The sequence below is a fragment of the Microvirga guangxiensis genome (assembly GCF_900102135.1).
Taxonomy (GTDB): Bacteria; Pseudomonadota; Alphaproteobacteria; order Rhizobiales; family Beijerinckiaceae; genus Microvirga; species Microvirga guangxiensis.
In genome coordinates this window covers 386,725-407,384 of the sequence record NZ_FMVJ01000006.1, presented here as the reverse complement: position 1 = coordinate 407,384, position 20,660 = coordinate 386,725, and the positions used below count along the sequence as shown (strand labels likewise).

At 63.5% G+C, this 20,660-nt stretch carries 20 protein-coding genes; 6 read left to right on the top strand and 14 right to left on the bottom strand.

The genetic code is table 11. The annotated features are described in order from the left end of the window. Positions 1 to 91: 91 nt before the first annotated feature. Positions 92 to 1,288 carry an IS256 family transposase gene (locus tag BLP10_RS12910; RefSeq protein ID WP_091135019.1) on the top strand — a complete coding sequence of 399 codons (1,197 nt, stop codon included), beginning with the start codon at positions 92 to 94 and terminating at the stop codon, positions 1,286 to 1,288. A gap of 234 nt (positions 1,289 to 1,522) precedes the next feature. On the opposite strand, the gene BLP10_RS12905 is transcribed toward BLP10_RS12910, so the two are convergent. Both BLP10_RS12905 and BLP10_RS12900 read right to left on the bottom strand, forming a co-directional pair. After that, positions 1,523 to 3,415: a TRAP transporter large permease gene (locus tag BLP10_RS12905; protein ID WP_091135016.1), complete on the bottom strand. Its 1,893-nt coding sequence runs from the start codon at positions 3,413 to 3,415 to the stop codon at positions 1,523 to 1,525. A 42-nt stretch (positions 3,416 to 3,457) separates the two neighbouring features. Continuing rightward, entirely contained in the window at positions 3,458 to 4,084 is a 627-nt protein-coding gene (locus BLP10_RS12900) for a TRAP transporter small permease subunit (RefSeq protein WP_091135014.1), read from the bottom strand. A 298-nt stretch (positions 4,085 to 4,382) separates the two neighbouring features. On the opposite strand from BLP10_RS12900, the gene BLP10_RS12895 reads away from it, so the two are divergent. The 3 genes from BLP10_RS12895 (at position 4,383) to der (ending at position 7,101) form a co-directional block, all read left to right on the top strand. After that, the gene (locus BLP10_RS12895) at positions 4,383 to 4,973 is read left to right on the top strand and encodes an NnrU family protein (RefSeq protein WP_091135012.1); all 591 of its coding nucleotides are present in this window, start codon (positions 4,383 to 4,385) and stop codon (positions 4,971 to 4,973) included. A gap of 82 nt (positions 4,974 to 5,055) precedes the next feature. Beyond that, on the top strand, positions 5,056 to 5,733 hold the full coding sequence (locus BLP10_RS12890; RefSeq protein WP_091135010.1) for a tetratricopeptide repeat protein: 678 nt from the start codon (positions 5,056 to 5,058) through the stop codon (positions 5,731 to 5,733). A gap of 24 nt (positions 5,734 to 5,757) precedes the next feature. Next, positions 5,758 to 7,101 carry a ribosome biogenesis GTPase Der gene (der, locus tag BLP10_RS12885; protein WP_091135007.1) on the top strand — a complete coding sequence of 448 codons (1,344 nt, stop codon included), beginning with the start codon at positions 5,758 to 5,760 and terminating at the stop codon, positions 7,099 to 7,101. A 130-nt stretch (positions 7,102 to 7,231) separates the two neighbouring features. Here der and BLP10_RS12880 read toward each other — a convergent pair whose 3' ends face one another. From BLP10_RS12880 to BLP10_RS12820, 12 genes are all read right to left on the bottom strand, one after another. After that, the gene (locus tag BLP10_RS12880) at positions 7,232 to 7,975 is read right to left on the bottom strand and encodes an SDR family NAD(P)-dependent oxidoreductase (RefSeq protein ID WP_091135005.1); all 744 of its coding nucleotides are present in this window, start codon (positions 7,973 to 7,975) and stop codon (positions 7,232 to 7,234) included. A gap of 9 nt (positions 7,976 to 7,984) precedes the next feature. Then, positions 7,985 to 9,472 (bottom strand): amidophosphoribosyltransferase, encoded by a 1,488-nt coding sequence (gene purF, locus BLP10_RS12875; RefSeq protein ID WP_091135111.1) that lies wholly within the window; start codon positions 9,470 to 9,472, stop codon positions 7,985 to 7,987. A gap of 111 nt (positions 9,473 to 9,583) precedes the next feature. Further along, positions 9,584 to 10,207 carry a CvpA family protein gene (locus BLP10_RS12870; protein WP_091135003.1) on the bottom strand — a complete coding sequence of 208 codons (624 nt, stop codon included), beginning with the start codon at positions 10,205 to 10,207 and terminating at the stop codon, positions 9,584 to 9,586. A 183-nt stretch (positions 10,208 to 10,390) separates the two neighbouring features. Further along, positions 10,391 to 11,296, bottom strand: a complete 906-nt coding sequence (locus BLP10_RS12865) for a calcium-binding protein (protein WP_091135001.1) — start codon at positions 11,294 to 11,296, stop codon at positions 10,391 to 10,393. Between the two features lie 141 nt (positions 11,297 to 11,437). Then, positions 11,438 to 12,838 carry a DNA repair protein RadA gene (gene radA, locus BLP10_RS12860; RefSeq protein ID WP_091134999.1) on the bottom strand — a complete coding sequence of 467 codons (1,401 nt, stop codon included), beginning with the start codon at positions 12,836 to 12,838 and terminating at the stop codon, positions 11,438 to 11,440. Beyond that, a complete protein-coding gene (gene alr / locus BLP10_RS12855) occupies positions 12,838 to 13,950 on the bottom strand; it encodes an alanine racemase (RefSeq protein WP_091135109.1) in 1,113 nt (370 codons plus the stop codon). Before alr ends, radA begins: the two co-directional genes overlap by 1 nt. 44 nt (positions 13,951 to 13,994) lie before the next feature. Then, positions 13,995 to 15,488 carry a replicative DNA helicase gene (locus tag BLP10_RS12850; RefSeq protein ID WP_091134997.1) on the bottom strand — a complete coding sequence of 498 codons (1,494 nt, stop codon included), beginning with the start codon at positions 15,486 to 15,488 and terminating at the stop codon, positions 13,995 to 13,997. Between the two features lie 271 nt (positions 15,489 to 15,759). Further along, positions 15,760 to 16,323 (bottom strand): 50S ribosomal protein L9, encoded by a 564-nt coding sequence (gene rplI / locus BLP10_RS12845; RefSeq protein ID WP_091134996.1) that lies wholly within the window; start codon positions 16,321 to 16,323, stop codon positions 15,760 to 15,762. Between the two features lie 25 nt (positions 16,324 to 16,348). After that, positions 16,349 to 17,311 (bottom strand): DUF2232 domain-containing protein, encoded by a 963-nt coding sequence (locus BLP10_RS12840; protein WP_091134994.1) that lies wholly within the window; start codon positions 17,309 to 17,311, stop codon positions 16,349 to 16,351. Positions 17,312 to 17,439: 128 nt separating this feature from the next. Further along, complete coding sequence (gene rpsR / locus BLP10_RS12835) at positions 17,440 to 17,700, bottom strand: 30S ribosomal protein S18 (RefSeq protein WP_036353512.1); 261 nt, start codon at positions 17,698 to 17,700, stop codon at positions 17,440 to 17,442. A 2-nt stretch (positions 17,701 to 17,702) separates the two neighbouring features. Further along, the gene (gene rpsF / locus BLP10_RS12830) at positions 17,703 to 18,104 is read right to left on the bottom strand and encodes a 30S ribosomal protein S6 (protein WP_091134992.1); all 402 of its coding nucleotides are present in this window, start codon (positions 18,102 to 18,104) and stop codon (positions 17,703 to 17,705) included. A gap of 985 nt (positions 18,105 to 19,089) precedes the next feature. Further along, complete coding sequence (locus BLP10_RS12820) at positions 19,090 to 19,329, bottom strand: hypothetical protein (RefSeq protein ID WP_091134988.1); 240 nt, start codon at positions 19,327 to 19,329, stop codon at positions 19,090 to 19,092. A 126-nt stretch (positions 19,330 to 19,455) separates the two neighbouring features. On the opposite strand from BLP10_RS12820, the gene BLP10_RS12815 reads away from it, so the two are divergent. Further along, the gene (locus BLP10_RS12815; protein WP_091134986.1) at positions 19,456 to 20,214 is read left to right on the top strand and encodes a pyridoxine 5'-phosphate synthase; all 759 of its coding nucleotides are present in this window, start codon (positions 19,456 to 19,458) and stop codon (positions 20,212 to 20,214) included. Continuing rightward, a complete protein-coding gene (gene acpS / locus BLP10_RS12810; protein ID WP_091134984.1) occupies positions 20,211 to 20,645 on the top strand; it encodes a holo-ACP synthase in 435 nt (144 codons plus the stop codon). Before BLP10_RS12815 ends, acpS begins: the two co-directional genes overlap by 4 nt. Positions 20,646 to 20,660: the final 15 nt, after the last annotated feature.

Below are 20,660 nucleotides of genomic sequence, written 5' to 3'. Positions count from 1 at the left end.
AGTAGTGTGGTGAAGGTTCTGCAAATCGCCTGATTGGGGCGGTCATGGCAGGATGGTGATGTCCAAGTCACCCTCCGAGAGGAGCCCCACCATGACCACTGCAAAGGATAAACCTGCTGCCGCTGCCATCAAGGGCCTTCTCAGCCAGAGCCCGGACGGCCTGCGCGAGATCGTGCGCGCCGTCATGCAGGAGATGCTCGAAGCCGAGATGACCGATGCCCTCCAGGCTGAGAAGGGCGAGCGCACCTCGGCTCGCCTGGGCTACCGCTCGGGCTACTATACCCGCACCCTGGTGACCCGGGTCGGCAAGCTCGAGCTGCGCGTGCCGCAGGATCGGGATGGCCGCTTCTCCACCGAGCTGTTCGAGCGCTACCAGCGCTCCGAGCAGGCGCTGGTGGCTACCCTGGCTGAGATGTACGTCCAGGGTGTGTCCACCCGCAAGGTCAAGGCGATCACCGAGGAGCTGTGCGGCCACAGCTTCTCGGCTTCCGCCATCTCGGCCATCAACAAGCGCCTGGACGACAGCCTGGCGCAGTTCGCCTCCCGAAGGCTCGAGGAGCCGTTCCCGTACCTGATCCTGGATGCGCGCTACGAGAAGGTGCGCGAGGGCGGCATCGTTGCCTCGCAAGCCGTGCTGATCGCGGTCGGCATCGACTGGGACGGCAGGCGCCAGATCCTGGGCGTCGAGATGGCCAACCGGGAAAGCCAATCCTCGTGGCGCACCTTTCTCCAGGGCCTGCGCGAGCGTGGGCTCTCAGGGGTGGAACTGGTGGTGGCGGACGACCATGCCGGGCTGAGGGCGGCGATCCGCGAGGTGCTGAGTGAGGCCGCGTATCAGCGCTGCTATGTGCACTTCCTCAGGAACGCGCTCGATCACCTGCCGCGCAAAGCCGACGATGACTGCCTGCAGGAACTGCGCTGGCTCTACGACCGCCGCTCGGTCGAGGAAGCCCGGCGGGATCTGGCCGCCTGGATTGCCAAGTGGGAGGGACGCTACCCGCGCCTGGTCGCCTGGGCCGAGGAGACGATCGAGGAGACCTTCACCTTCTACCGCTTGCCGCGCCAGCATCACAAGCATCTCAAAAGCACCAACATGCTCGAGCGGCTGAACGAGGAGATCAGGAGGCGCACTTACGTGGTGCGGATCTTCCCCAATGCGGCCTCATGCTGCCGGCTGGTGCGGGCGCTGGCGGTCGAGACGCACGAGAACTGGCTGGAAGCCCACCGCTACCTCAACATGGAGGATCTCAAGGAGCACAAGAAAAGCACTCTTCGCGAAGCCGCTTAGCCAGCCTGACCGGCCGCCCCACTTTGCAGAACTTGACGCACACAATCCGCACTCGATCCTCCTTCGAGACGGCCTTTCAGGCCTCCTCAGGATGAGGGCGAGTGTGAAGAAGGCGGGATCGAGGGTGGGGTCGGTGATGATGAAGAGGGTTGGCGGTCCATAAGAAAACTCAACTTGCTCAAACAAAAAGGCGGGCCGCAAAGCCCGCCTTTTTCGTATCTCGCGCGATCCGCCTTACTGAATCTTCGGCGGCTCGTCGAAGTTCAGGCCGGGGAGGCCGCCCGGATCGCCGGGAGCACCGAGTCCGGGGACGAGGAGCTCGTCGAGCTTCTGCTGCACCGCAGCCGGGTCGACCACGGGGCCAGCGGATTTGTAGTGCATCACGATCTGCGGGAACATGATCACGATACCCACCATGATGAGCTGGATCACCACGAAGGGAACCGCACCCCAGTAGATCTGACCTGTCGTGACCGGCTCCATCTTCTTGCCCGTCACGCGGTCGATATACGGCACCTTGGGTGCCACCGAGCGCAGGAAGAAAAGGGCGAAGCCGAAGGGCGGATGCATGAACGAGGTCTGCATGTTCACGGCCAGGATCACGCCGAACCAGATCAGGTCGATGCCGAGCTTGTCGGCGGCGGGCCCGAGGAGCGGGATGATGATGAAGGCCAGCTCGAAGTAATCGAGGAAGAAGGCCAGCAGGAACACGAGCACGTTCACGACAATCAGGAAGCCAGCTTGGCCGCCGGGCAGCGAGGTGAGCAGGTGCTCCACCCAGATATGACCGTTCACGCCGTAGAACGTGAGCGAGAACACTCGGGCGCCGATCAGGATGAACAGCACGAAGGCCGAGAGCTTCGCCGTCGCTTCCGTAGCCTGACGGACCAGGGTCCAGTTGAACCGGGCCGGGTTGTTGTCGAGGTAGCGCTTCACGGCAGCCAGGATCACAGCGCCGAGCGCGCCCATGGCGCCGCCTTCCGTCGGCGTGGCAAGGCCGATGAAGATGGTGCCGAGCACGAGGAAGATGAGCAGGAGCGGGGGCACCATGACGAAGGTGACCTGCTGCGCCATGTTCGACATGAGGCGACGGCCGGTGAAACGCTCTACGAGGCCCACGAAGAGAGCGTAGATCGCACCGGCGAGAATCATCTCCATGGTGAGCGCCCAGCCCTCATGGCCCTGGACGTGCAGGACGTAATACGCACCGATGAACAGGGCGACGAGAACCGCCGAGATCGCGATGCGCTTGGCGCCGAGCATCTTGTTCATGAGGGCGCAGATGAGAGCCACGACTGTGGCCACGCAGATTGTCAGGATGACGAAGTCTGCGCCGGCCTTGGTGTTCGTCTGGGACAGAACGTAGTAGCCGACGAGGCCGGAGAACACGACCAGGACACCGAGCTGCCAGACGCCGCGCGAACCGTCGGGCTCGCGGTATCCGATGGCCTCCGGGGGCAGGCCGGGGGCCGACTTCGGATAGAGGATCGACATCAGCATGATGTAACCGGAATAGAGACCGGTCAGGATCAGGCCGGGCAGGAACGCGCCCTCGTACATATCGCCGACAGAGCGGCCGAGCTGGTCGGCCATGACGATGAGAACGAGGGACGGCGGAATGATCTGAGCAAGCGTGCCCGAGGCCGCGATCACGCCGGAGGCGAGACGGCGGTCATAGCCGTATCGCAGCATGATCGGCAGCGAGATCAGGCCCATGGAGATCACGGATGCGGCCACGACGCCGGTGGTGGCGGCCAGCAGCGCACCCACGAAGATCACGGCATAGGCAAGACCGCCGCGGACCGGGCCGAAGAGCTGGCCGATGGTGTCGAGCAGGTCTTCCGCCATGCCCGAGCGCTCCAGCACCAAGCCCATGAAGGTGAAGAATGGGACTGCCAGCAGCACCTCGTTCGACATGGTGCCGAAGACACGGTCGGGCAGGGCCTGAAGCAGGGGCCAGGAGAGGGTGATGGTCTCGGGCGCAAGCGGCGCCAGCTCCACGGCGATGACGAAGAAGAGGAGGCCGTTCGCGGCAAGCGCGAAGGCGACCGGATAGCCGAGGAGGAGAAAGACCACGAGCGCCGCGAACATGATCGGCGCTAGGTTCTGGGCAATCAATGCAGCCATTGAAGGAGACTCCGGAAAACTTGAAGCGGGGCGCGCGGACGATCAGCTGATGCCGTCGCCGGGGGGCGTGCCGCTGCGCGGGTTATTGGCCGTGCCCAGTTCGGTGATGAGGCGCTCTGCCTCCGCCTCGGGGCTGTGCCCGTGTCCGCCAACCTCTTCATCCACGAGCTGGCCATTCATGATGGCCACGCGCTTGATGAGCTCGCTCAGCCACTGGAAGGTCATGGAGATGAAGCCGAGGAGGATCAGCCCCTTGGCAGGCCAGATCAGAAGGCCGCCGGCATTGGAGGAGACCTCGCCGGATTCGTAGGACTTCAGGAAATAGGGGACGCACAGCCAAAGCATCAGCGCCACGAAGGGGAAGAGGAAAAAGACGTGTCCGAACACGTCGATGGTGTCGCGGCCCCGCTTCGAGAGCTTGTTGGAGAGGATGTCGATGCGGATGTGCTCGTTGGCCTTCAGGGTCCAGGCGGCGCAGAGCATGAACACGGCGCCGAACAGGTACCATTGCAGCTCAAGCCAGGCATTGGACGAGACGCCGAAGAACCGGCGGATGATCGCATTGATGGCGGAGACCAGGATGGCCACCACGATGGCCCATGCTGCGACCTTGCCGATGCGTTCGTTGATCGCGTCGATGACACGAGAAAGCTTGATGAGCGCGGTCACCTTCTGCCTCCCCCTTTGATGAACGGTTTATGATTGAATTCGACGGCGTGGCTACAAGGTTATGGCCCGGTCCACCATTCCGCCTTAGTCTATAGCGACGTTTCCTGGGTCAGTAACCGGGAAATTTTCGTGCTGCAAGTGGATCGCCTGTTAAAAGTTTAGGCAGCCCAAGGCTTTGCAGACAGCCGAAAACTTGCCGCATGGGCTTCCAGGCCTTCGCCTGTGATTTCAGGCAACAGGCGAGTAGCCGGGGCTGCCAGTCAGACGTATCATTTCCTATCCTCTCCGGAGAGCGAACGTGACCTTGCTTGTTCTTGGCCTCATCCTGTTTCTCGGCACCCATTCCTTCAGCATGGCGCGCAAGAGCCGTGCCGCCATCATCGGAAGGGTCGGCGAGGGGCCCTTCAAGGGGATCTACTCGCTTCTGTCCCTTGCCGGTATCGTGCTGATCTCCATCGGATACGGGCAATACAGGGCCAATGGCTACATCCCCGTCTGGGACCCGCCGGTCTGGACACGGCATCTGTCGCTTCTGCTCGTGTTGGTTGCCTTCATCTGCTTCGTTGCGGCCTATCTGCCAGGGCATATCAAGCACCGTCTGAAACATCCCATGCTGGCGGGCGTGAAGATCTGGGCCTTTGCCCATCTCATCGCCAACGGAGATCTCGGCTCCATCCTTCTGTTCGGCTCGGTTCTGGCCTGGGCTGTGATGGCCCGCATCAGCGCCAAGCGCCGGGACGTGGCGGCCCAGCATGGCGGCACCGCGGCGCCTGCGGGCTGGCGCAACGACATCCTGGCCATCGCCATCGGCACCGGAGTCTATCTGGCCTTCGTATTCTGGCTCCATCCGATGCTAATTGGAGTGCCGGTGCTGCCCACAAGAGCGTGAAACCTCTCGCCTTGCGCGGGGGTGTATGCTAGGCGACCCACTTCTATTGAAGGAGGCGGTCTTCCAGGCCGCATGAGGGACGATGGCTACGAACCGGAACGATGAGTTCATTCGCGAAGTCGACGAGGAGTACCGCCGCGACCAGCTGGCGAAGATCTGGGAGCGCTATAGCGGCCTCATCATCGCCGTCGTCGTCTTGGTGGTGGGCGGCATCGGTGGTTGGCGCTACTGGCAGCATGCGCAGGAGACTCGCGCCCAGGCCGCCGCCGTGCAGTTCGAGAATGCCCTGAAGCTCTCGAATGAGGACAAGTCCCAGGAGGCGGATGCCGCCCTCGAGGCTCTCGCGAAGGAAGGCGACACCGGCTACAGCCTGCTCGCCCGCTTCCGCCTTGCGGCCGAACGCGGCCAGCAGAATGCGGAGCAGGGTGCTGCAGCCTACGATGCCCTTGCCAACGATTCCGGCGTCGCCCCGCTCTGGCGCGATCTTGCCCGCCTGCGCGCCGCATGGCTGCGCCTCGATACCATCGAGCCGGCCCAGATCCGCCAGACCGTCGAGCCGATGGCCGCGCCCGCCAATGCCTGGCGCCACTCGGCGCGGGAACTCCTAGGGCTTTCCGGCCTTAAGGCAGGCGACATGGATTATGCCGGGCGCTGGTTCGACCAGATCGCGGCTGACCGTGAAACGCCTCCCGCCCTACGGCAGCGGCTCGCCGTCTACACCGCTCTCGTGGCGGGCGGGCCCGTTCAAGTCACTCAGTAAAGCTAAAGACGGAGCACCAGGGACATGACGCCTACCGTCGCCATTGTCGGGCGGCCGAATGTCGGCAAGTCGACTCTCTTCAACCGTCTCGTGGGCAAGAAGCTGGCCCTCGTGGACGACCGTCCCGGCGTGACCCGCGACCGGCGCGAGGGCGAAGCGCGTCTCGGCGATCTGGAGTTCCGCATCATCGACACCGCGGGCCTTGAAGAAGCGACCGAAGAATCGCTGCTCGGCCGCATGCGGGCCCAGACCGAGGCCGCCATCGAGGATGCCGACGTCATCCTGTTCGTCGTCGATGCCCGGGTCGGAATCCTTCCCGCCGATCGCCCCTTCGCCGAGATGGTGCGCCGCTCCGGCAAGCCGGTGATCCTGATCGCCAACAAGGCCGAAGGCGCGAGCGGCATGGCTGGCGCTTACGACGCCTTCTCGCTCGGACTCGGCGAACCGGTGCCTCTCTCCGCCGAGCACGGCGAGGGCATGGCCGATCTTTTCGAGGCCCTGATGCCTTACTTCCCCGAGCCGGGTGACGAGGAAGAAGAGGACGATCCGAACAAGCCGCTGCAGGTCGCCATCGTGGGCCGTCCGAACGCGGGCAAATCCACGCTCATCAACCGCATGGTGGGCGAGGATCGCCTGCTCACGGGACCCGAGGCAGGCATCACCCGCGACTCCATCTCCCTCGACTGGGAATGGCGCGGCAAGGCCGTCAAGCTCTTCGACACGGCGGGCCTGCGCAAGCGCGCTCGCGTCGAGGACAAGCTCGAGAAGCTCTCGGTCGCCGATGCGCTGCGCGCCGTGCGCTTCGCGGAAGTGGTGGTGGTGCTGCTCGATGCGACGATCCCGTTCGAGAAGCAGGATCTCTCCATCGTCGATCTGGTGGAGCAGGAGGGCCGCGCCCTCGTGATCGGTCTCAACAAGTGGGATCTCGTGGCAGACCAGAAGGGCCTGCTCACCGATCTCAAGGAGAAGGCCAGCCGCCTGCTTCCGCAGGTGAAGGGCGCACCCGTGGTGCCGCTCTCGGGCCTCGCCGGCAGCGGCATCGACCCGCTTATGAAGGCGGTGTATCAGGTCTATGAAACCTGGAACCGGCGCATCTCGACCGCGAAGCTCAATCAGTGGCTCCAGGAAGCCATTGATGCCAATCCGCCGCCTGCCGTCTCGGGCCGCCGCATCAAGATCCGCTACATGACCCAGGTGAAGTCGCGCCCGCCGCATTTCGCCATCTTCGGCAACCAGCTCGACGCTCTGCCGAAGAGCTATACCCGCTATCTGGTCAACAACATCCGCGAGGCGTTCGACCTGCCGGGCGTGCCGATCCGCGTGTCGCTGCGCATGGGGCAGAACCCGTTCGACAAAGAGCGGAAGTAACGAACACGTTCGGCGGCCTCAGGGCCGCCGTTTTCGTGTCCAGCGGCGCGCTCCCGAATTGCCCTTGCGCCAAGCATGAAAAAAGGCGGCCCATGTGGCCGCCTTGGAAGAGCATCGTTCCATCCGCGTTTTAAGCGGGCATCTGCGGCGTGGTCACTTTCCCGCCTTGCGGGAAGTCGTAGATCTTACCCGTCTCCGTCCAGGACGGCAGGGCGAGCTTCACGATGTGCGGCGCGAGATCTTCCGGTGTCTTGAGGGTCATCGGATCCTCGCCCGGCATGGCGGCGCGGCGCATGGAGGTGCGCAGGGGGCCGGGGCTCACGAGCATCACCTTGATCGGCGTCGTCACGGTTTCCGCGGCGTAGGTGCGCACCAAGGCTTCCAGGGCTGCCTTGGAGATGGAATACATGCCCCAATAGGCGTTGCACTTGTGAGCGGCGCCAGAGGTCAGGAAGATGGCGCGGCCCGCATCCGAGGCGCGCAGCAGCGGATCGAAGGAGCGGATCAGGCGGTAATTGGCCGTGACGTTCACGGTCATCACCTCGTCCCAGACCGGCTGGTCGATATGGTTGATCGGCGCGAGCTCTCCGAGCTGTCCCGCATTCCCGAGCAGAATGTCGAGCTTGCCCCAGCGCTCGTAGATCGCAGCGCCAAGCCGGTCGATAGCGTCGAGGTCCTTCAGGTTCACCGGGACGAGGGTCGCGGAGGAACCCTTGGCGCGGATCTCGTCGTCGAGGCTCTCGAGCGCGCCTTGCGTGCGGGCGAGCGCGATGATGTGCGCGCCGGCTTCCGCCAGAGCAAGCGCTGCCGCGCGGCCGATGCCGCGCGATGCGCCGGTGACCACCGCAACGCGGTTGAGAAGGGGCTTGTCCATGAGGCTTCCTCAGTCGGCTTCGGCCAGCAGGGCGAGACGGCGCGGCGTCGCGACGGAGAGATCCGTCAGCGCCGTCGGGTAATCGCCGGTGAAGCAATGGTCGGTGAATTGCGGCTGGGCCGGGTTGCGGCCTTTCTCACCCATGGCGCGATAGATGCCCTCGATGGAGAGGAAGGCGAGCGAGTCCGCGCCGATATATTCCCGCATCTGTTCCAGGTTGTGAGTGGCGGCGAGCAGCTTTTCCTTCTCCGGCGTGTCGATGCCGTAGAAGTCAGGATGCGTGATCGGCGGGCTCGCGATACGGAAGTGAACCTCCTTCGCGCCAGCCTCACGCATCATGCGCACGATCTTCACCGAGGTGGTGCCGCGCACGAGGCTGTCGTCCACGAGCACGATGCGCTTGCCCTCGATTGCCGCGCGGTTTGCGGAGTGCTTCATGCGCACGCCGAGCTCGCGCACCGACTGGGTCGGCTGAATGAAGGTCCGGCCCACGTAATGGTTGCGGATGATGCCGAGTTCGTAGGGCAGGCCGCAGCTCTGCGCGAAGCCGAGAGCAGCGGGAACGCCGGAATCCGGCACCGGAATGACCACATCCGCGTTGGCGGGGGCCTCATGGGCGAGCTCACGGCCCATGCCCTTGCGCACTTCGTAGACGCTGCGTCCGTTCACGATGGAATCGGGGCGGGCGAAATAGATGTATTCGAAGATGCAGGGGCGGGGCGCCACCTTGTCGGCGAAGCGGAACGATTCCACGCCGCTGTCCGAGATCACCACGCATTCGCCGTTCTCGACGTCGCGGACGAAGCGGGCGCCGATGATGTCCAGAGCGCAGGTTTCGGAGGTCAGGATATAGCGGCCGTCAAGCTCGCCCAGAACCAGCGGGCGGATGCCCATCGGGTCGCGGGCGCCGATCAGCTTCTTGTTGGTGAGGGCCACGAGAGCGTAAGCGCCCTCGATCTTTTGGATCGCCTCGACGAAGCGGTCGATCACCTTGTCCTTGCGGCTGCGGGCCACGAGGTGGACGATCACTTCCGTGTCGGTGGTGGACTGGCAGATCGCGCCGTCGCGGATCAGGTTGCGGCGAAGGGTGAGGCCGTTGGTCAGGTTGCCGTTATGGGCCACCGCAAAGCCGCCGCCGTCGAGCTCTGCGAAGAGGGGCTGCACATTGCGCAGCACGGTCTCGCCGGTGGTCGAGTAGCGGACATGGCCGATGGCGGAAAGGCCCTCGAGCCGCTCTATGATGGCCCGGTCTGAGAAGCTGTCGCCCACGAGGCCGAGCTTGCGCTCGGAATGGAACACGTCGCCATTGAAGGAAACGATGCCCGCCGCCTCCTGGCCGCGGTGCTGCAGGGCGTGGAGCCCCAGGGCGGTGATCGCAGCGGCATCCGGATGACCGTAGATACCGAAGACACCGCATTCTTCACGCAGGGTGTCGCCGTCGAGGTCGAGGTCCACCTTCTTGGGGGTGACCTGCCACGTCTCAGACCTGGAAGACATCATGATTTCCTTGGGATCCGCGCCCCCACCGGCGCGAGCCCTATGTAATCGCCCGAAGGCGAAACGCCAATGGGTTTTCCTGTCGCTCTTCAAAGAGTGAACAGAAGAGGATCAGCTCCGGCGCTGGGGTGCCTGCGGTGCGGCAGGGGCGGCTGGGGCAGGGGCGGGCGCGGTGCCGCGCTGCGGATCGGGCTCAGCCGGCTCAACAGGCTCGTTGCCCTGGGCGTCAGGGTTCCGGAGTTTCTGGATCAGGGCCTCGGCATTTTCCGGCAACATGGCAATGATGCTGTCGCGGGTGTTCTCCATGGCCGGACGGGTGCGGGAGGCGGTGGCCCATTCAGGCTCCTTGCCCTGGAGCAGCCAGCTCAGGAAAGCCCAGCCGATCACGCAGATCAGGAAGCCGCGGGCCGCGCCGAAGACGAGGCCGAGTGTCCGGTCGATGGCGCCGATGCGGGAATCGAGGATCAGGTCGGAAATCTGGACCGTGATGATCGATACGATGATCAGGGTGATGACGAAGATGCCGCCGATGGCAGCCACGAGCGCGACCGTGCCGCTGCTGATGTATTGCTGCGCGATCGGCAGGGCGGCGGGGTGGAGGTACCAGGCGGCGGCGGCGGCCACGACCCAGGCAACGATGGCAAGGACCTCGCGGGTGAAGCCGCGCACGGCTGCCAGGAGAGCCGAGATCAGGACGATTCCGAGAACAACGAGGTCTAGGACAGAAAAGGGCATGGGCCGAGCCTACGCAGAAACAGGGACAAGGGCCGCAATCGCGGATGGAGGCCAGGGTGTATAGCCTCAAGCGATGCTTTCGTCACCCCTGTGATATGCGGTGTGGATGCGCAAGCCGCCAAGAGCAACGAAAAAGACCCGGCGGAGACCGCCGGGTCAAGGTGAGAGGAACCGTAGCTACCCTTAGAGGAAGAGGAGGTTGTCGGCCGTCAGATTCAGGCCTTTGGAGAGCTTCGCAATCTCGATGCCCTTGCCTTTGCCGGAGCCGTCGGCGTCGAAGTAAAGGAAGCCATTCTTCGAGTTGTAGTAGAAGAAGTCGCTCGAATCCTTGGCCTTGTCGGCGAGACTGAAGAACTTGTCTTCCAGCTTGCCCTTCTTGAGGACCTTGTCGAGCCTGAAGTCGGCCTTCTTGTTGCCGCCCTTGTCCTTGCCGCCTTTCATGGCGCCGAGAACATCACTCTTGGACATCTTGACCTTGAAGGAGCTGAGGGCCGAGAGATTGATCTGAATCGTGTCTTCGGCGACGTTGAAGTCCACGATGTGGTCGAAGTGACCTTTCTTGACCTTGGTGTCGAACACGAAAGTGTCCCTGCCGGCACCGCCGTAGAGGATGTCCTTGCCAGCGCCGCCGCTGATCAGATCGTCGCCGGCCATGCCATAGATCTTGTCGTTGCCGGCACCGCCGTAGATGGCGTCGGCGTTGTCCGTGCCATTGATCTTGTTGTTCTTCGATGTGCCGTTGATGACGTTGTAGTTGTCGTTCACGTCGTCCGTCACTGTGATCGTGAAGGCCACATTCTCGACAAGCGTGCCGTTCTTCATATCCTCAGCATTGATCGTGATCGCGAATTCCTTGAGCGCCCCGTTTTCGAAATCGAAAAACTCGCTGCCTTCAACCTTCGTGACCAGCTGATAGACCTTGTTCGCGGTATCGTATTTCACCTCGAAGCGATCGCTCGTGCCCCAGGAAAAGGACCAGTTCGCGTCAGCGGCGCCGCCCTCGATGCTGAAGGTGCCGATGACGGTGCCGACCTTCGCGGATTCGATGAGTGTCGTATTCGAGAGCTTGATTACAGGGGCTTCAGCCATTTTTTCCTCTAAGGAATTGAGGTTAATCTCGTTAGCTCTCGATGATGCAAACCAGCAGAGCTTAAGCTCGACTGTTACTATATAACTACAATGGGTCAATTAGGCCATATGGCCTAGCAGGGCGGACCGGGCGCAGGCGCTTTATGAGGCCCGCCGTCTGCGTGCAGCGATGCCGGCCACCAGATCGGTGATATGGCCGATGGAAGAGGCCGCGAGAGGCAGCTTTTCCTTTTTGCCCTTATCCACCCGAGGAGCCGGGGCGACGGCGCTGGAAAAGCCGAGCTTGGCCGCTTCCTTGAGGCGAGCCTGTTCCTGCGCTACCGGGCGGATCGCGCCGGAGAGGCCCAGTTCGCCGAAATAGACCGTGTCCGGCGGGAGCGGATTGCCGGATAATGACGAGACGAGCGCGGCCGCTGCCGCAAGATCCGCAGCGGGTTCGGTGATGCGCAGTCCGCCGGCTACGTTGAGATAAACATCGTGCATGCCGAGCTTGAGGCCGCCATGGGCCTCCAGCACGGCGAGAACCATGGAAAGGCGGCTTTGATCCCAGCCCACGACAGCGCGGCGCGGCGTGCCGAGGGAAGAGGGGGCAACGAGCGCCTGGATTTCCACAAGGAGAGGGCGGGTGCCTTCCATGCCCGCGAACACCGCCGTCCCTGCCGTCGCCATGTCGCGACCCGCGAGGAAAAGCTCTGACGGATTCGGAACCTCGCGCAGGCCCTGGTCCGACATCTCGAACACACCGATTTCGTCGGTGGGGCCGAAGCGGTTCTTGACCGCCCGAAGGATGCGGAAATGGTGCCCCGTATCGCCCTCGAACGACACCACGGCATCGACCATGTGCTCGACGACGCGCGGACCCGCGATCTGCCCGTCCTTGGTCACGTGGCCGACGAGAATGACGGCGGTGCCGGTCGTCTTCGCGAAGCGGATCAGCGCCTGCGCCGAGCCGCGCACCTGGGTGACCGTGCCGGGCGCCGATTCCACCGTCTCGGTCCACATGGTCTGAATCGAGTCGATGATGGCGAGCGCAGGCGGACGTCCCTGGCTCAGGGTCGCGATGATGTCTTCCACATTGGTCTCGGAGGCGAGTTCAACGGGAGCCTGGCCGAGGCCGAGACGTTCCGCGCGCAGGCGCACCTGCGCCACCGCCTCTTCGCCCGAGATATAGGCCACGCGTTCCCCGCGCATGGCGAGCGCTGCGGATGCCTGCATGAGGAGCGTCGATTTGCCGATGCCGGGATCGCCGCCGAGAAGGATGATGGAGCCGTGCACAAAACCACCGCCGGTGACGCGGTCGAGTTCCGCGATGCCGGAGGGCGTGCGCGGGGCTTCCTTGGTTTCGCCGGAGAGGCCCTCGAGCGGGAAAATTCGGCCCTTCGCCCGCGACGGACGCGTGGCGACCGGACCCGACATGGGACTTGCGGAACCGGTTTCCTCGGCAATGGTGTTCCAGCCGCCGCAGGCCTCGCACTTGCCCTTCCAGCGGTTATAGACTGCGCCGCATTCCTGGCACACGAAAGACGGATGACGCTTCGCCATCAGCCCTGGCTCTCGGTGTAGGTGCGCGCATAACGACGGCCCAAATTCGTGAGGATCTCATAGCCGATGGTGCCGGCGCGCCGGCCGACCTCATCGATGGTGAGGGAGCCGCCGATCATGGTCACGGTGTCGCCGCGCCTGACCTCGTTTTCGGGAATGTCGGTGACGTCGACGGTGATCAGGTCCATCGAGACGTTGCCTGCGAACGGGCAGGGGTGTCCAGCGACGAGAACCTGTCCGGCGAGCAGCTCCTCGCCGCTCTTGCCGCGCGCGCTCGCGGAGCGCGGATAGCCGTCCGCATAACCGATCGAGAGGGTCGCGATGCGGCGGCGGCCGAGTGCGAGCCAGCGTGCGTTGTATCCGACGGTGTCATCCTCGACCCAGCGCAGTTGTACGATGCGCGCCTTGAGGCCTGCGACGGGGCTCATGGGGTTGTCGTGATCCGGCGTCGGGTTGCCGCCATAGAGCGCGTAGCCCGGGCGCACGAGATCGAAATGCGGCTTCTCCTTGAGGAAAATGCCGGAGGAGTTGGCAAGCGATGCGCGCACGCCCGGAAGCGTTTCGCGAACCGCCCTGAAGGCTTCGATCTGGCGAATGTTGAGCGGGTTGTCGCTTTCTTCCGCGCTGACGAAATGGCTCATGAGAAGCGCGGTCTCGAAATCCTTCAGCTCCGCGCGGTCCTTCAGCGTCAGGCCTTGCTGAACCGTGAGCCCCAGGCGATTCATGCCCGTATCCACATGGATCGCCGCTTCCCGCTTCCCCCCTTGCGAGCGGCAGAAGGAGGCCCATTCCTCGATCTCCTCGAAGGAGCCGAGAACGGGACGCAGGTCGTGCTCGACATAAGTGGAGCAAGTGCCCGGAAACAGACCGTTCAGCACGTAGATCGTGGCCTCGGGCGCAACAGCGCGCACGCGGATGGCCTCGCTGAGGTGGGCCACGAAGAACGTGCGGCATCCCGCCTGAGCCAAGGCGGGCACGGCCTGCTCGATGCCGGTGCCGTAAGCATCCGCCTTGACGACGGCGGAGGCTTCCGCGCTGCCCGCATTGTCACGCAAGGTGCGCCAGTTGGAGGCCAGCGCCGCGAGGTCGATATGAAGCAGGCCGCCGGCCATCTCGGGGAGAATGCGGCTGGCGGTGCTGGTCTGTTCGGTCTTGGTCAATCGCCGATCCGTTCGGGTAGCTTGTCTTCGTCTGCGAGGTTGGTGAAGCGGGTGATGTCGGCCTGGAACGCAAGCTGCACGGTGCCGGTGGGACCGTGACGCTGCTTGCCGATGATGACCTCGGCCTTGCCGTGGACCTGATCCATCTCCGCCTGCCACTTGAAGTATTCCTCGGTGCCGGGCTTCGGCTCCTTGTTCTTCAGATAATACTCGTCGCGGTAGACGAACATGACCACGTCGGCGTCCTGCTCGATGGAGCCCGATTCACGAAGGTCGGAGAGCTGCGGCCGCTTGTCGTCACGCGATTCCACCTGACGGGAGAGCTGGGACAGGGCGATCAGCGGCACCGAGAGCTCCTTGGCCAGCGCCTTCAGGCCGGTGGTGATCTCGGTCAATTCCTGCACGCGGTTCTCGCCTTTCTTCGACGAGCCCGAGAGCAGCTGCAGGTAGTCGACGATGAGAACGTCGAGACCGCGCTGGCGCTTGAGACGCCGGGCGCGGGCGGTGAGCTGCGCAATCGAGATGCCGCCGGTCTGGTCGATATAGAAAGGGATCGACTGCATTTCACGGGCGGCTTCCGTGATCTTGTAGAAATCGTCCTCGCGCATATCGCCGCGGCGGATCTTGTAGGACGGAACGCCCGATTGCTCTGCGATGATACGGGTGGCGAGCTGTTCTGCCGACATTTCGAGCGAGAAGAAGCCGACGATGCCGCCGTTGACGGTCTTCATCGTGCCGTCCTGCTGCTTCTCCGCCTTGTAGGCCTTGGCGATGTTGAAGGCGATGTTGGTAACAAGCGAGGTCTTACCCATCGCCGGTCGGCCCGCGAGGATGATCAGGTCGGAAGGCTGGAGGCCGCCGAGGGACTTGTCGAGGTCGATGAGGCCCGTCGAGACGCCGGACAGCGCGCCTTCGCGCTTGTAGGCCGCGGCCGCCATGTCGATGGCGGCAGTGAGAGCATCGGAAAAGCGCTGGAAGCCACCGTCGGTGCGGCCCGTTTCGGCAATCGAATAGAGCCGCCGTTCCGCCTCCTCGATCTGGTCGCGGGGAGAGCTGTCGACAGGGGCGTCGAAAGCCACGTTCACCAGATCCTCGCCGATATTGATGAGGCTGCGGCGGATGGCGAGATCGTAGATCGTGCGGCCGTAATCCTCGGCGTTGATGACCGTGGTCGCTTCAGCGGCGAGGCGGGCGAGGTATTGCGAGACGGTGACGCCGCCCAGGTCCTGGTCGCCCAGGAAGGTTTTCATCGTGATCGGAGTCGCGACCTTGCCGGCCTTGATGAGGCCCGTCGCGACCTCATAGATGCGCCGGTGCAGATCCTCGATGAAATGCTCGGCTTCAAGGAAGTCGGAAACGCGGTAGTAAGCGTCGTTATTGACCAGGATCGCGCCCAGGAGGGCCTGTTCTGCCTCCAGGTTGCTTGGAGGCGTGCGGAATTGCGGCTCGGCGGTCTCTAAGCGGGCGATCAGGGCATTGGCGGTGGCCATCTGGCGCTCCGGAAACGGGGTTGGAGGGTTTAGAACCTCATAGACCCCAATTGGTGTTCGAACCGTTGCCGATCAGGGACAGTTGAAGACTCCGGAAGGGCTTTCCTCGCTGTCCTCGATTCTCACAAGCATGCTCCTTTTCGCCGGCTGCTCGGCTTGACTCCGCAAAACAGCGAAACCCAACGAAAAAGGCGCCCCCATCGAATCGATGGAGAGCGCCCATTCTGGAACAAAACAGGAACCCGAGCAAGGCTCAGGTTCGCGTTTGATCTTAGAGCTCCACGTCGCCGGCTTCGGCGAGAGCAGCGCCGACTTCGAGGCCGAGGTCGTCGAGGTTGGTCTCTTCGCGGGCGGTGACCGCCTCGCCACGAGCCTGACGCTCAGCTTCCTCGGGGCTGCGGGCGATGTTCGCCGTCACAGTCACCTCGACCTCCGGATGGAGGGAAACCGGCACGCTGTGCATGCCGAGGGTCTTGATCGGGGTGTTGAGAACGATCTGGTTGCGGTCAACCGTGAAGCCGTTCTGGGTCATCACCTCGGCGAGGTCACGGGTCGAAACCGAACCGTAGAGCACGCCGGTCTCGCCGGACTGGCGGAGCAGGATGAAGCTCTGGCCGTTCAGCTTCTCTGCCACGGCTTCGGCTTCCTTGCGGCGCTCGAGGTTGCGGGCCTCGAGTTGGGCGCGCTGCGCTTCGAAGTGCTTCTTGTTGGCCTCGTTGGCGCGCAGAGCCTTGCCGCGCGGCAGGAGGAAGTTGCGGGCGTAGCCCGAGCGAACCTTAACGGTTTCGCCCATCTGGCCGAGTTTTGCGACGCGCTCGAGAAGGATCACTTCCATCTGTTTTCTCCTTGAATGTTCGTGATCAGGTTGAAAGGGTTGGTGGTTGCTTAGGCTTGTTCCCGCCAAAGCGGCGGCGAAAGCCGAAAATCGTGTCGGCGAAGCCGAAGAAGGAAAGCGCCGTGATCATGATCCCCTGGGTCAGGAACAGCAGCGTATAAAGGCCGACAAGGATGAATCCTCGTCCCGGCTTACCCTGAGTGCGGTCATGGATGACGGCGAGGCCCTGCAAGGTGAAGGCCATCAGGAGCGCACCGAAAAGGGCATAGCCGAGGGCCCCTGCGAAGCCCTCGAACTGCGTCAGGATGAAGGCTGCGGGAAGCGCCCAGAGCACGGTGCGCGGCATTTCGAGACCCGGCACCGGGGGCCAGGGACGCGGCAGCCTTCCGGACGCCGAGACCACCTTCGCCGCGAGCCAGAGATAGAGTCCCATGAAGAACGTGAAGCCGAAGGCGGACAGGGCCGGTGCCATGGTCGCCAGCGTCTCCGTGAGGGATTCGCGCACGTTCTCGGTGCCCTGCTCGGGGGCTTCGAAGAACATGGTGACGAAGGCTTCGGATATCTGACGCGACCTGGATTGGAAAACCGAGTAGTCGCCGCCCGAGGAGATGATCCCGGTGGCGATGATGGTCAGCGCCGCCGTCGCTGCAACCCAGCCGAGGAGGCGCCCGATCGGGTACCATTCGATGGTGCCGTCGGCAGCGGGGCGACCGAGTAGGGCGAGATAGGCAAGCCACCAGGCGGGCAGGCCGGTGATGACCACGAAGCCGATGGCGCTGATGGGAGAAGCGGTGAACACCGCGATCGCGAGGCCGCCGATGACGGTGGCAACGAGACCGGAGCGATGGTTCCAGCCGAGAGCGACGATCAGGACGGGGAGCGGCGCAAGCATGGCGAGCAGGACGGCCAGCATGGTCTCTTTTACGACCACCACCGTCAGAAGGGCCGAGACGAGGCCCGCGCCAATGCCTGTTGCGATAAAGTTCATGGTTCTCGCTGTCCCGCTGCTCGAGGCAGGGTTAGGGGCCGCTTGCCCCAACTGACCCGGCGGGTTTTCACCGCTGGGCGAAAAGTGAAAGAGGCGGGCCGCGGATGAAGGCGGCCCGCCCGGTATTCTTAGCGGATCACGTAGGGCAGCAGGCCCAGGAAGCGGGCGCGCTTGATCGCCTGGGCGAGCTCACGCTGCTTCTTGGCCGACACGGCCGTGATGCGCGAAGGAACGATCTTGCCGCGCTCAGAGATGTAGCGGGACAGGAGCTTCGTGTCCTTGTAGTCGATCTTCGGCGCGTTCGGGCCGGAGAACGGGCAGGTCTTGCGACGACGGAAGAACGGACGGCGACCGCCGCCGGCTGCGCCACCAGTAGCACCAAATGCCATGATTAAGCCTCCTCGCCTTCGCTGCCGCCTTCAAAGCCGCCATCGCGCTCACGGCGCTCGCGGTCCTTGCGCTCATCGCGGTCGCGCTTCTGCATCATCACGGACGGCTCGGTCTCGAGCTCTTCGACCTTGATGGTCATGAAGCGAAGGATGTCTTCGTTGATGCGCATCTGACGTTCCATCTCGGCCACCGCGTTGGCGGGAGCGTTGAGGTTGAACATCGTGAAGTGAGCCTTGCGGTTCTTCTTGATGCGGTAGGCGAGGGACTTCACGCCCCACATCTCGGTCTTTTCGATGGAGCCGCCGTTCTGTTCGATGACGCCCTTGTACTGGTCGACCATAGCCTCGACCTGCTGCGGGGTGACATCCTGGCGAGCCATGAAGATATGCTCATAGAGAGGCATATTGGGCCTTTCTCAGGTTTGAGTGTCTGGCCTAATGCATTGTTTTCAAAGCGATCAGGCCGGTTTCGCGCGTCCGATCGGCGCCAAGCCCTTCGAGCCTGCAAGGCCCGAGCGGTTGTCGAAGGCGGAGACACGGGACGACGGGACCGAAACCCCTATGCGGCAAGCCGCACCGTCCGTTCAGCCCCCGGCCGGAGCGAACGCGAAGCGGGGGCTATAGGCGATTTGGGACGGGATGGCAAGGGAGATGAGCTGGCCAAACGTTCCAGCCTCATCGTCGTGGATGGCCTTGGCGGTCACCCTAAGGCCGTGGAGCGGAATCCGAGAACGTATGACGGTGCTGGTGCAGGTTTCCATCCCTTGCGGGGAGGGATTGGGGGTGGGGGTCGTAAAGTCAGAGCGCTGCGCTTCATCCAGAATGCCCGACAATCCTACAGCATTCCCCTCTCCCGGGTGGGAGAGGGGCAGGGGTGAGGGAAAGCCCTCTCCGGACAAGGCAGTCCCTCACCCGGAGCTGCGCTCCGACCTCTCCCACCCGGGAGAGGTCTTCCCGTGTCTCACTGGCTCAGCAGCTCACCCAGTTATTCGACCCCCACCCCTGCCCCTCCCCGCAAGGGGGAGGGAACACGCGCCACCCTCGTTTGACGCTCCTGGCTCGGCTGTGTGAGGCGGACGTAATGTTCTTACTTTGTTCTTGACTTTGGTCCTAAGCTGGGCTATAACCTTGCTTATCCCGACCCAACGAGGGGCGCGCTCGCGAGGCGTCGCATGTGTGGGGTTGGGAGCGGTCCTGTGCAGGTGCTGACGCAGCGCCTGGATGGGAGGCCCATCGCTGAAAGATGCGGTGTACGCCTAAACAAACCGTGCGCGAGGAGCCGTCAGGTTCTTCACACACTAGACACACGAGCCGGACGCCTCCTCGCGCCCTCCCTCGACCCAAACCCTCGGAGCCACAAGCTCGCGAGGCCATTCCCACATGCTCTTTTCAGATCACAAGAATTATCGAGACAACGGAGAGCAGCGCGAGTCCTAGCGCAAACCCTAATAACCTTCTGGTCAGGGCCAGGATGAGGGCAGGCATCGCGAAGAGAAGGAGAGGCGCGCTCGCAACCATGAGAAGGGTAGACGCCATGACGTTGAAGTTCGTGCCAATCGCAATCCTCAGAACCCACAGCCAAATGCCGATCGTAAGGGTAGAGATGACAAGGGTCGTAATGCGTAGCATCAGTTCAGGCTCTTGGTGATCATGAAACGATGTTTCATCATGCCCCTGTCCTTAAGTCAAACTAAGCCAGCCCATCGAGCCTCCTAAGACCTAGGAAATAAGCAGCCCTCTGCTACAAACACATCTATGAAAGCTCCTCCTCTTCGCCTCGGCGTCAACATCGACCACGTTGCAACCGTTCGTAATGCCCGCGGCGGTATCCATCCCGACCCGATCCGGGCCGCACATATGGCCGTGCTTGCGGGTGCTGACGGGATCACCGCCCATTTGCGCGAGGACCGGAGGCATATCCGCGATCAGGACATGGAGCGCCTGAAGCGGCAGCTGTTCGTGCCGATCAACTTCGAAATGGCCGCGACGCCGGAGATGATCGAGATCGCGACCCGGATCCACCCGCATGCCTGCTGCCTCGTGCCCGAGAAGCGGGAGGAGCGCACGACCGAGGGAGGACTCGACATCATCGGGGGCGCTTCCCATCTGCGTCCGATGATTCAGGAATTGAAATCCCAAGGCATTCGGGTCTCCCTCTTCGTGGAGCCCGAGATCGACGTCATGGATGCCGCCTGCGAGCTCGGCGCGCCAGTGGTCGAGCTGCATACCGGCACCTATTGCGAGGCCGTGGCCGCCGGCGAGGAGGCGAAGGTCGCACATGAGCTTGAGCGCCTGCGACGGGCCGCCGCCCATGGGGCGGATATCGGCCTCGAGATCCATGCGGGCCATGGTTTGGATCTGAACTCTGTGCGTTCGGTCGCCGCCATCCCGCAGATCATGGAGCTGAACATCGGCCATTTCCTGATCGGCGAGGCGATTTTCATGGGGCTCGACGAGGCTGTGCGCGCCATGCGGGCCGCCATGGACGAGGGTCGGGGGCAGGTGGCCGCATGATCATCGGAATTGGGTCCGATCTCTGCGACATCCGCCGAATCGAGCGTTCCATCGAGCGTTTCGGAGACCGCTTCACCCACCGAATCTATACCGAGGGCGAGCGGGCCCGAAGCGACCGCCGCGCGGCCCGGGCGCCGTCCTACGCCAGGCGCTTCGCCGCGAAGGAGGCCTGCTCGAAGGCGCTTGGAACGGGATTGAGCCATGGCGTGTTCTGGCGGGACATGGAGGTGGTGAACCTGCCCAGCGGCAAGCCGACCATGCGCCTGTCGGGCGGCGCTCTGGAACGACTCCGCACGATGATTCCCGAAGGCTACGAGCCCGTCATCCATGTCTCCCTGACGGATGATCCGCCATTGGCTCAGGCCTTTGTGATCATCGAGGCCCGGCCAGTGAATGAGGGCCGCGTTGCGGCGAGCCCCGCCATAGGTTAGAGCAGGGCCCGAGCA

Excerpts from the sequence above, each read along its gene's own strand:
- BLP10_RS12910 (WP_091135019.1), top strand. The coding sequence starts at position 92 with ATGACCACTGCAAAGGATAAACCTGCTGCCGCTGCCATCAAGGGCCTT.
- BLP10_RS12905 (WP_091135016.1), bottom strand. The coding sequence starts at position 3,415 with ATGGCTGCATTGATTGCCCAGAACCTAGCGCCGATCATGTTCGCGGCG.
- BLP10_RS12890 (WP_091135010.1), top strand. The coding sequence starts at position 5,056 with ATGGCTACGAACCGGAACGATGAGTTCATTCGCGAAGTCGACGAGGAG.
- der (WP_091135007.1), top strand. The coding sequence starts at position 5,758 with ATGACGCCTACCGTCGCCATTGTCGGGCGGCCGAATGTCGGCAAGTCG.
- BLP10_RS12880 (WP_091135005.1), bottom strand. The coding sequence starts at position 7,975 with ATGGACAAGCCCCTTCTCAACCGCGTTGCGGTGGTCACCGGCGCATCG.
- purF (WP_091135111.1), bottom strand. The coding sequence starts at position 9,472 with ATGTCTTCCAGGTCTGAGACGTGGCAGGTCACCCCCAAGAAGGTGGAC.
- BLP10_RS12870 (WP_091135003.1), bottom strand. The coding sequence starts at position 10,207 with ATGCCCTTTTCTGTCCTAGACCTCGTTGTTCTCGGAATCGTCCTGATC.
- BLP10_RS12865 (WP_091135001.1), bottom strand. The coding sequence starts at position 11,296 with ATGGCTGAAGCCCCTGTAATCAAGCTCTCGAATACGACACTCATCGAA.
- radA (WP_091134999.1), bottom strand. The coding sequence starts at position 12,838 with ATGGCGAAGCGTCATCCGTCTTTCGTGTGCCAGGAATGCGGCGCAGTC.
- alr (WP_091135109.1), bottom strand. The coding sequence starts at position 13,950 with ATGGCCGGCGGCCTGCTTCATATCGACCTCGCGGCGCTGGCCTCCAAC.
- BLP10_RS12850 (WP_091134997.1), bottom strand. The coding sequence starts at position 15,488 with ATGGCCACCGCCAATGCCCTGATCGCCCGCTTAGAGACCGCCGAGCCG.
- rplI (WP_091134996.1), bottom strand. The coding sequence starts at position 16,323 with ATGGAAGTGATCCTTCTCGAGCGCGTCGCAAAACTCGGCCAGATGGGC.
- BLP10_RS12840 (WP_091134994.1), bottom strand. The coding sequence starts at position 17,311 with ATGAACTTTATCGCAACAGGCATTGGCGCGGGCCTCGTCTCGGCCCTT.
- rpsR (WP_036353512.1), bottom strand. The coding sequence starts at position 17,700 with ATGGCATTTGGTGCTACTGGTGGCGCAGCCGGCGGCGGTCGCCGTCCG.
- rpsF (WP_091134992.1), bottom strand. The coding sequence starts at position 18,104 with ATGCCTCTCTATGAGCATATCTTCATGGCTCGCCAGGATGTCACCCCG.
- BLP10_RS12820 (WP_091134988.1), bottom strand. The coding sequence starts at position 19,329 with ATGCTACGCATTACGACCCTTGTCATCTCTACCCTTACGATCGGCATT.
- BLP10_RS12815 (WP_091134986.1), top strand. The coding sequence starts at position 19,456 with ATGAAAGCTCCTCCTCTTCGCCTCGGCGTCAACATCGACCACGTTGCA.
- acpS (WP_091134984.1), top strand. The coding sequence starts at position 20,211 with ATGATCATCGGAATTGGGTCCGATCTCTGCGACATCCGCCGAATCGAG.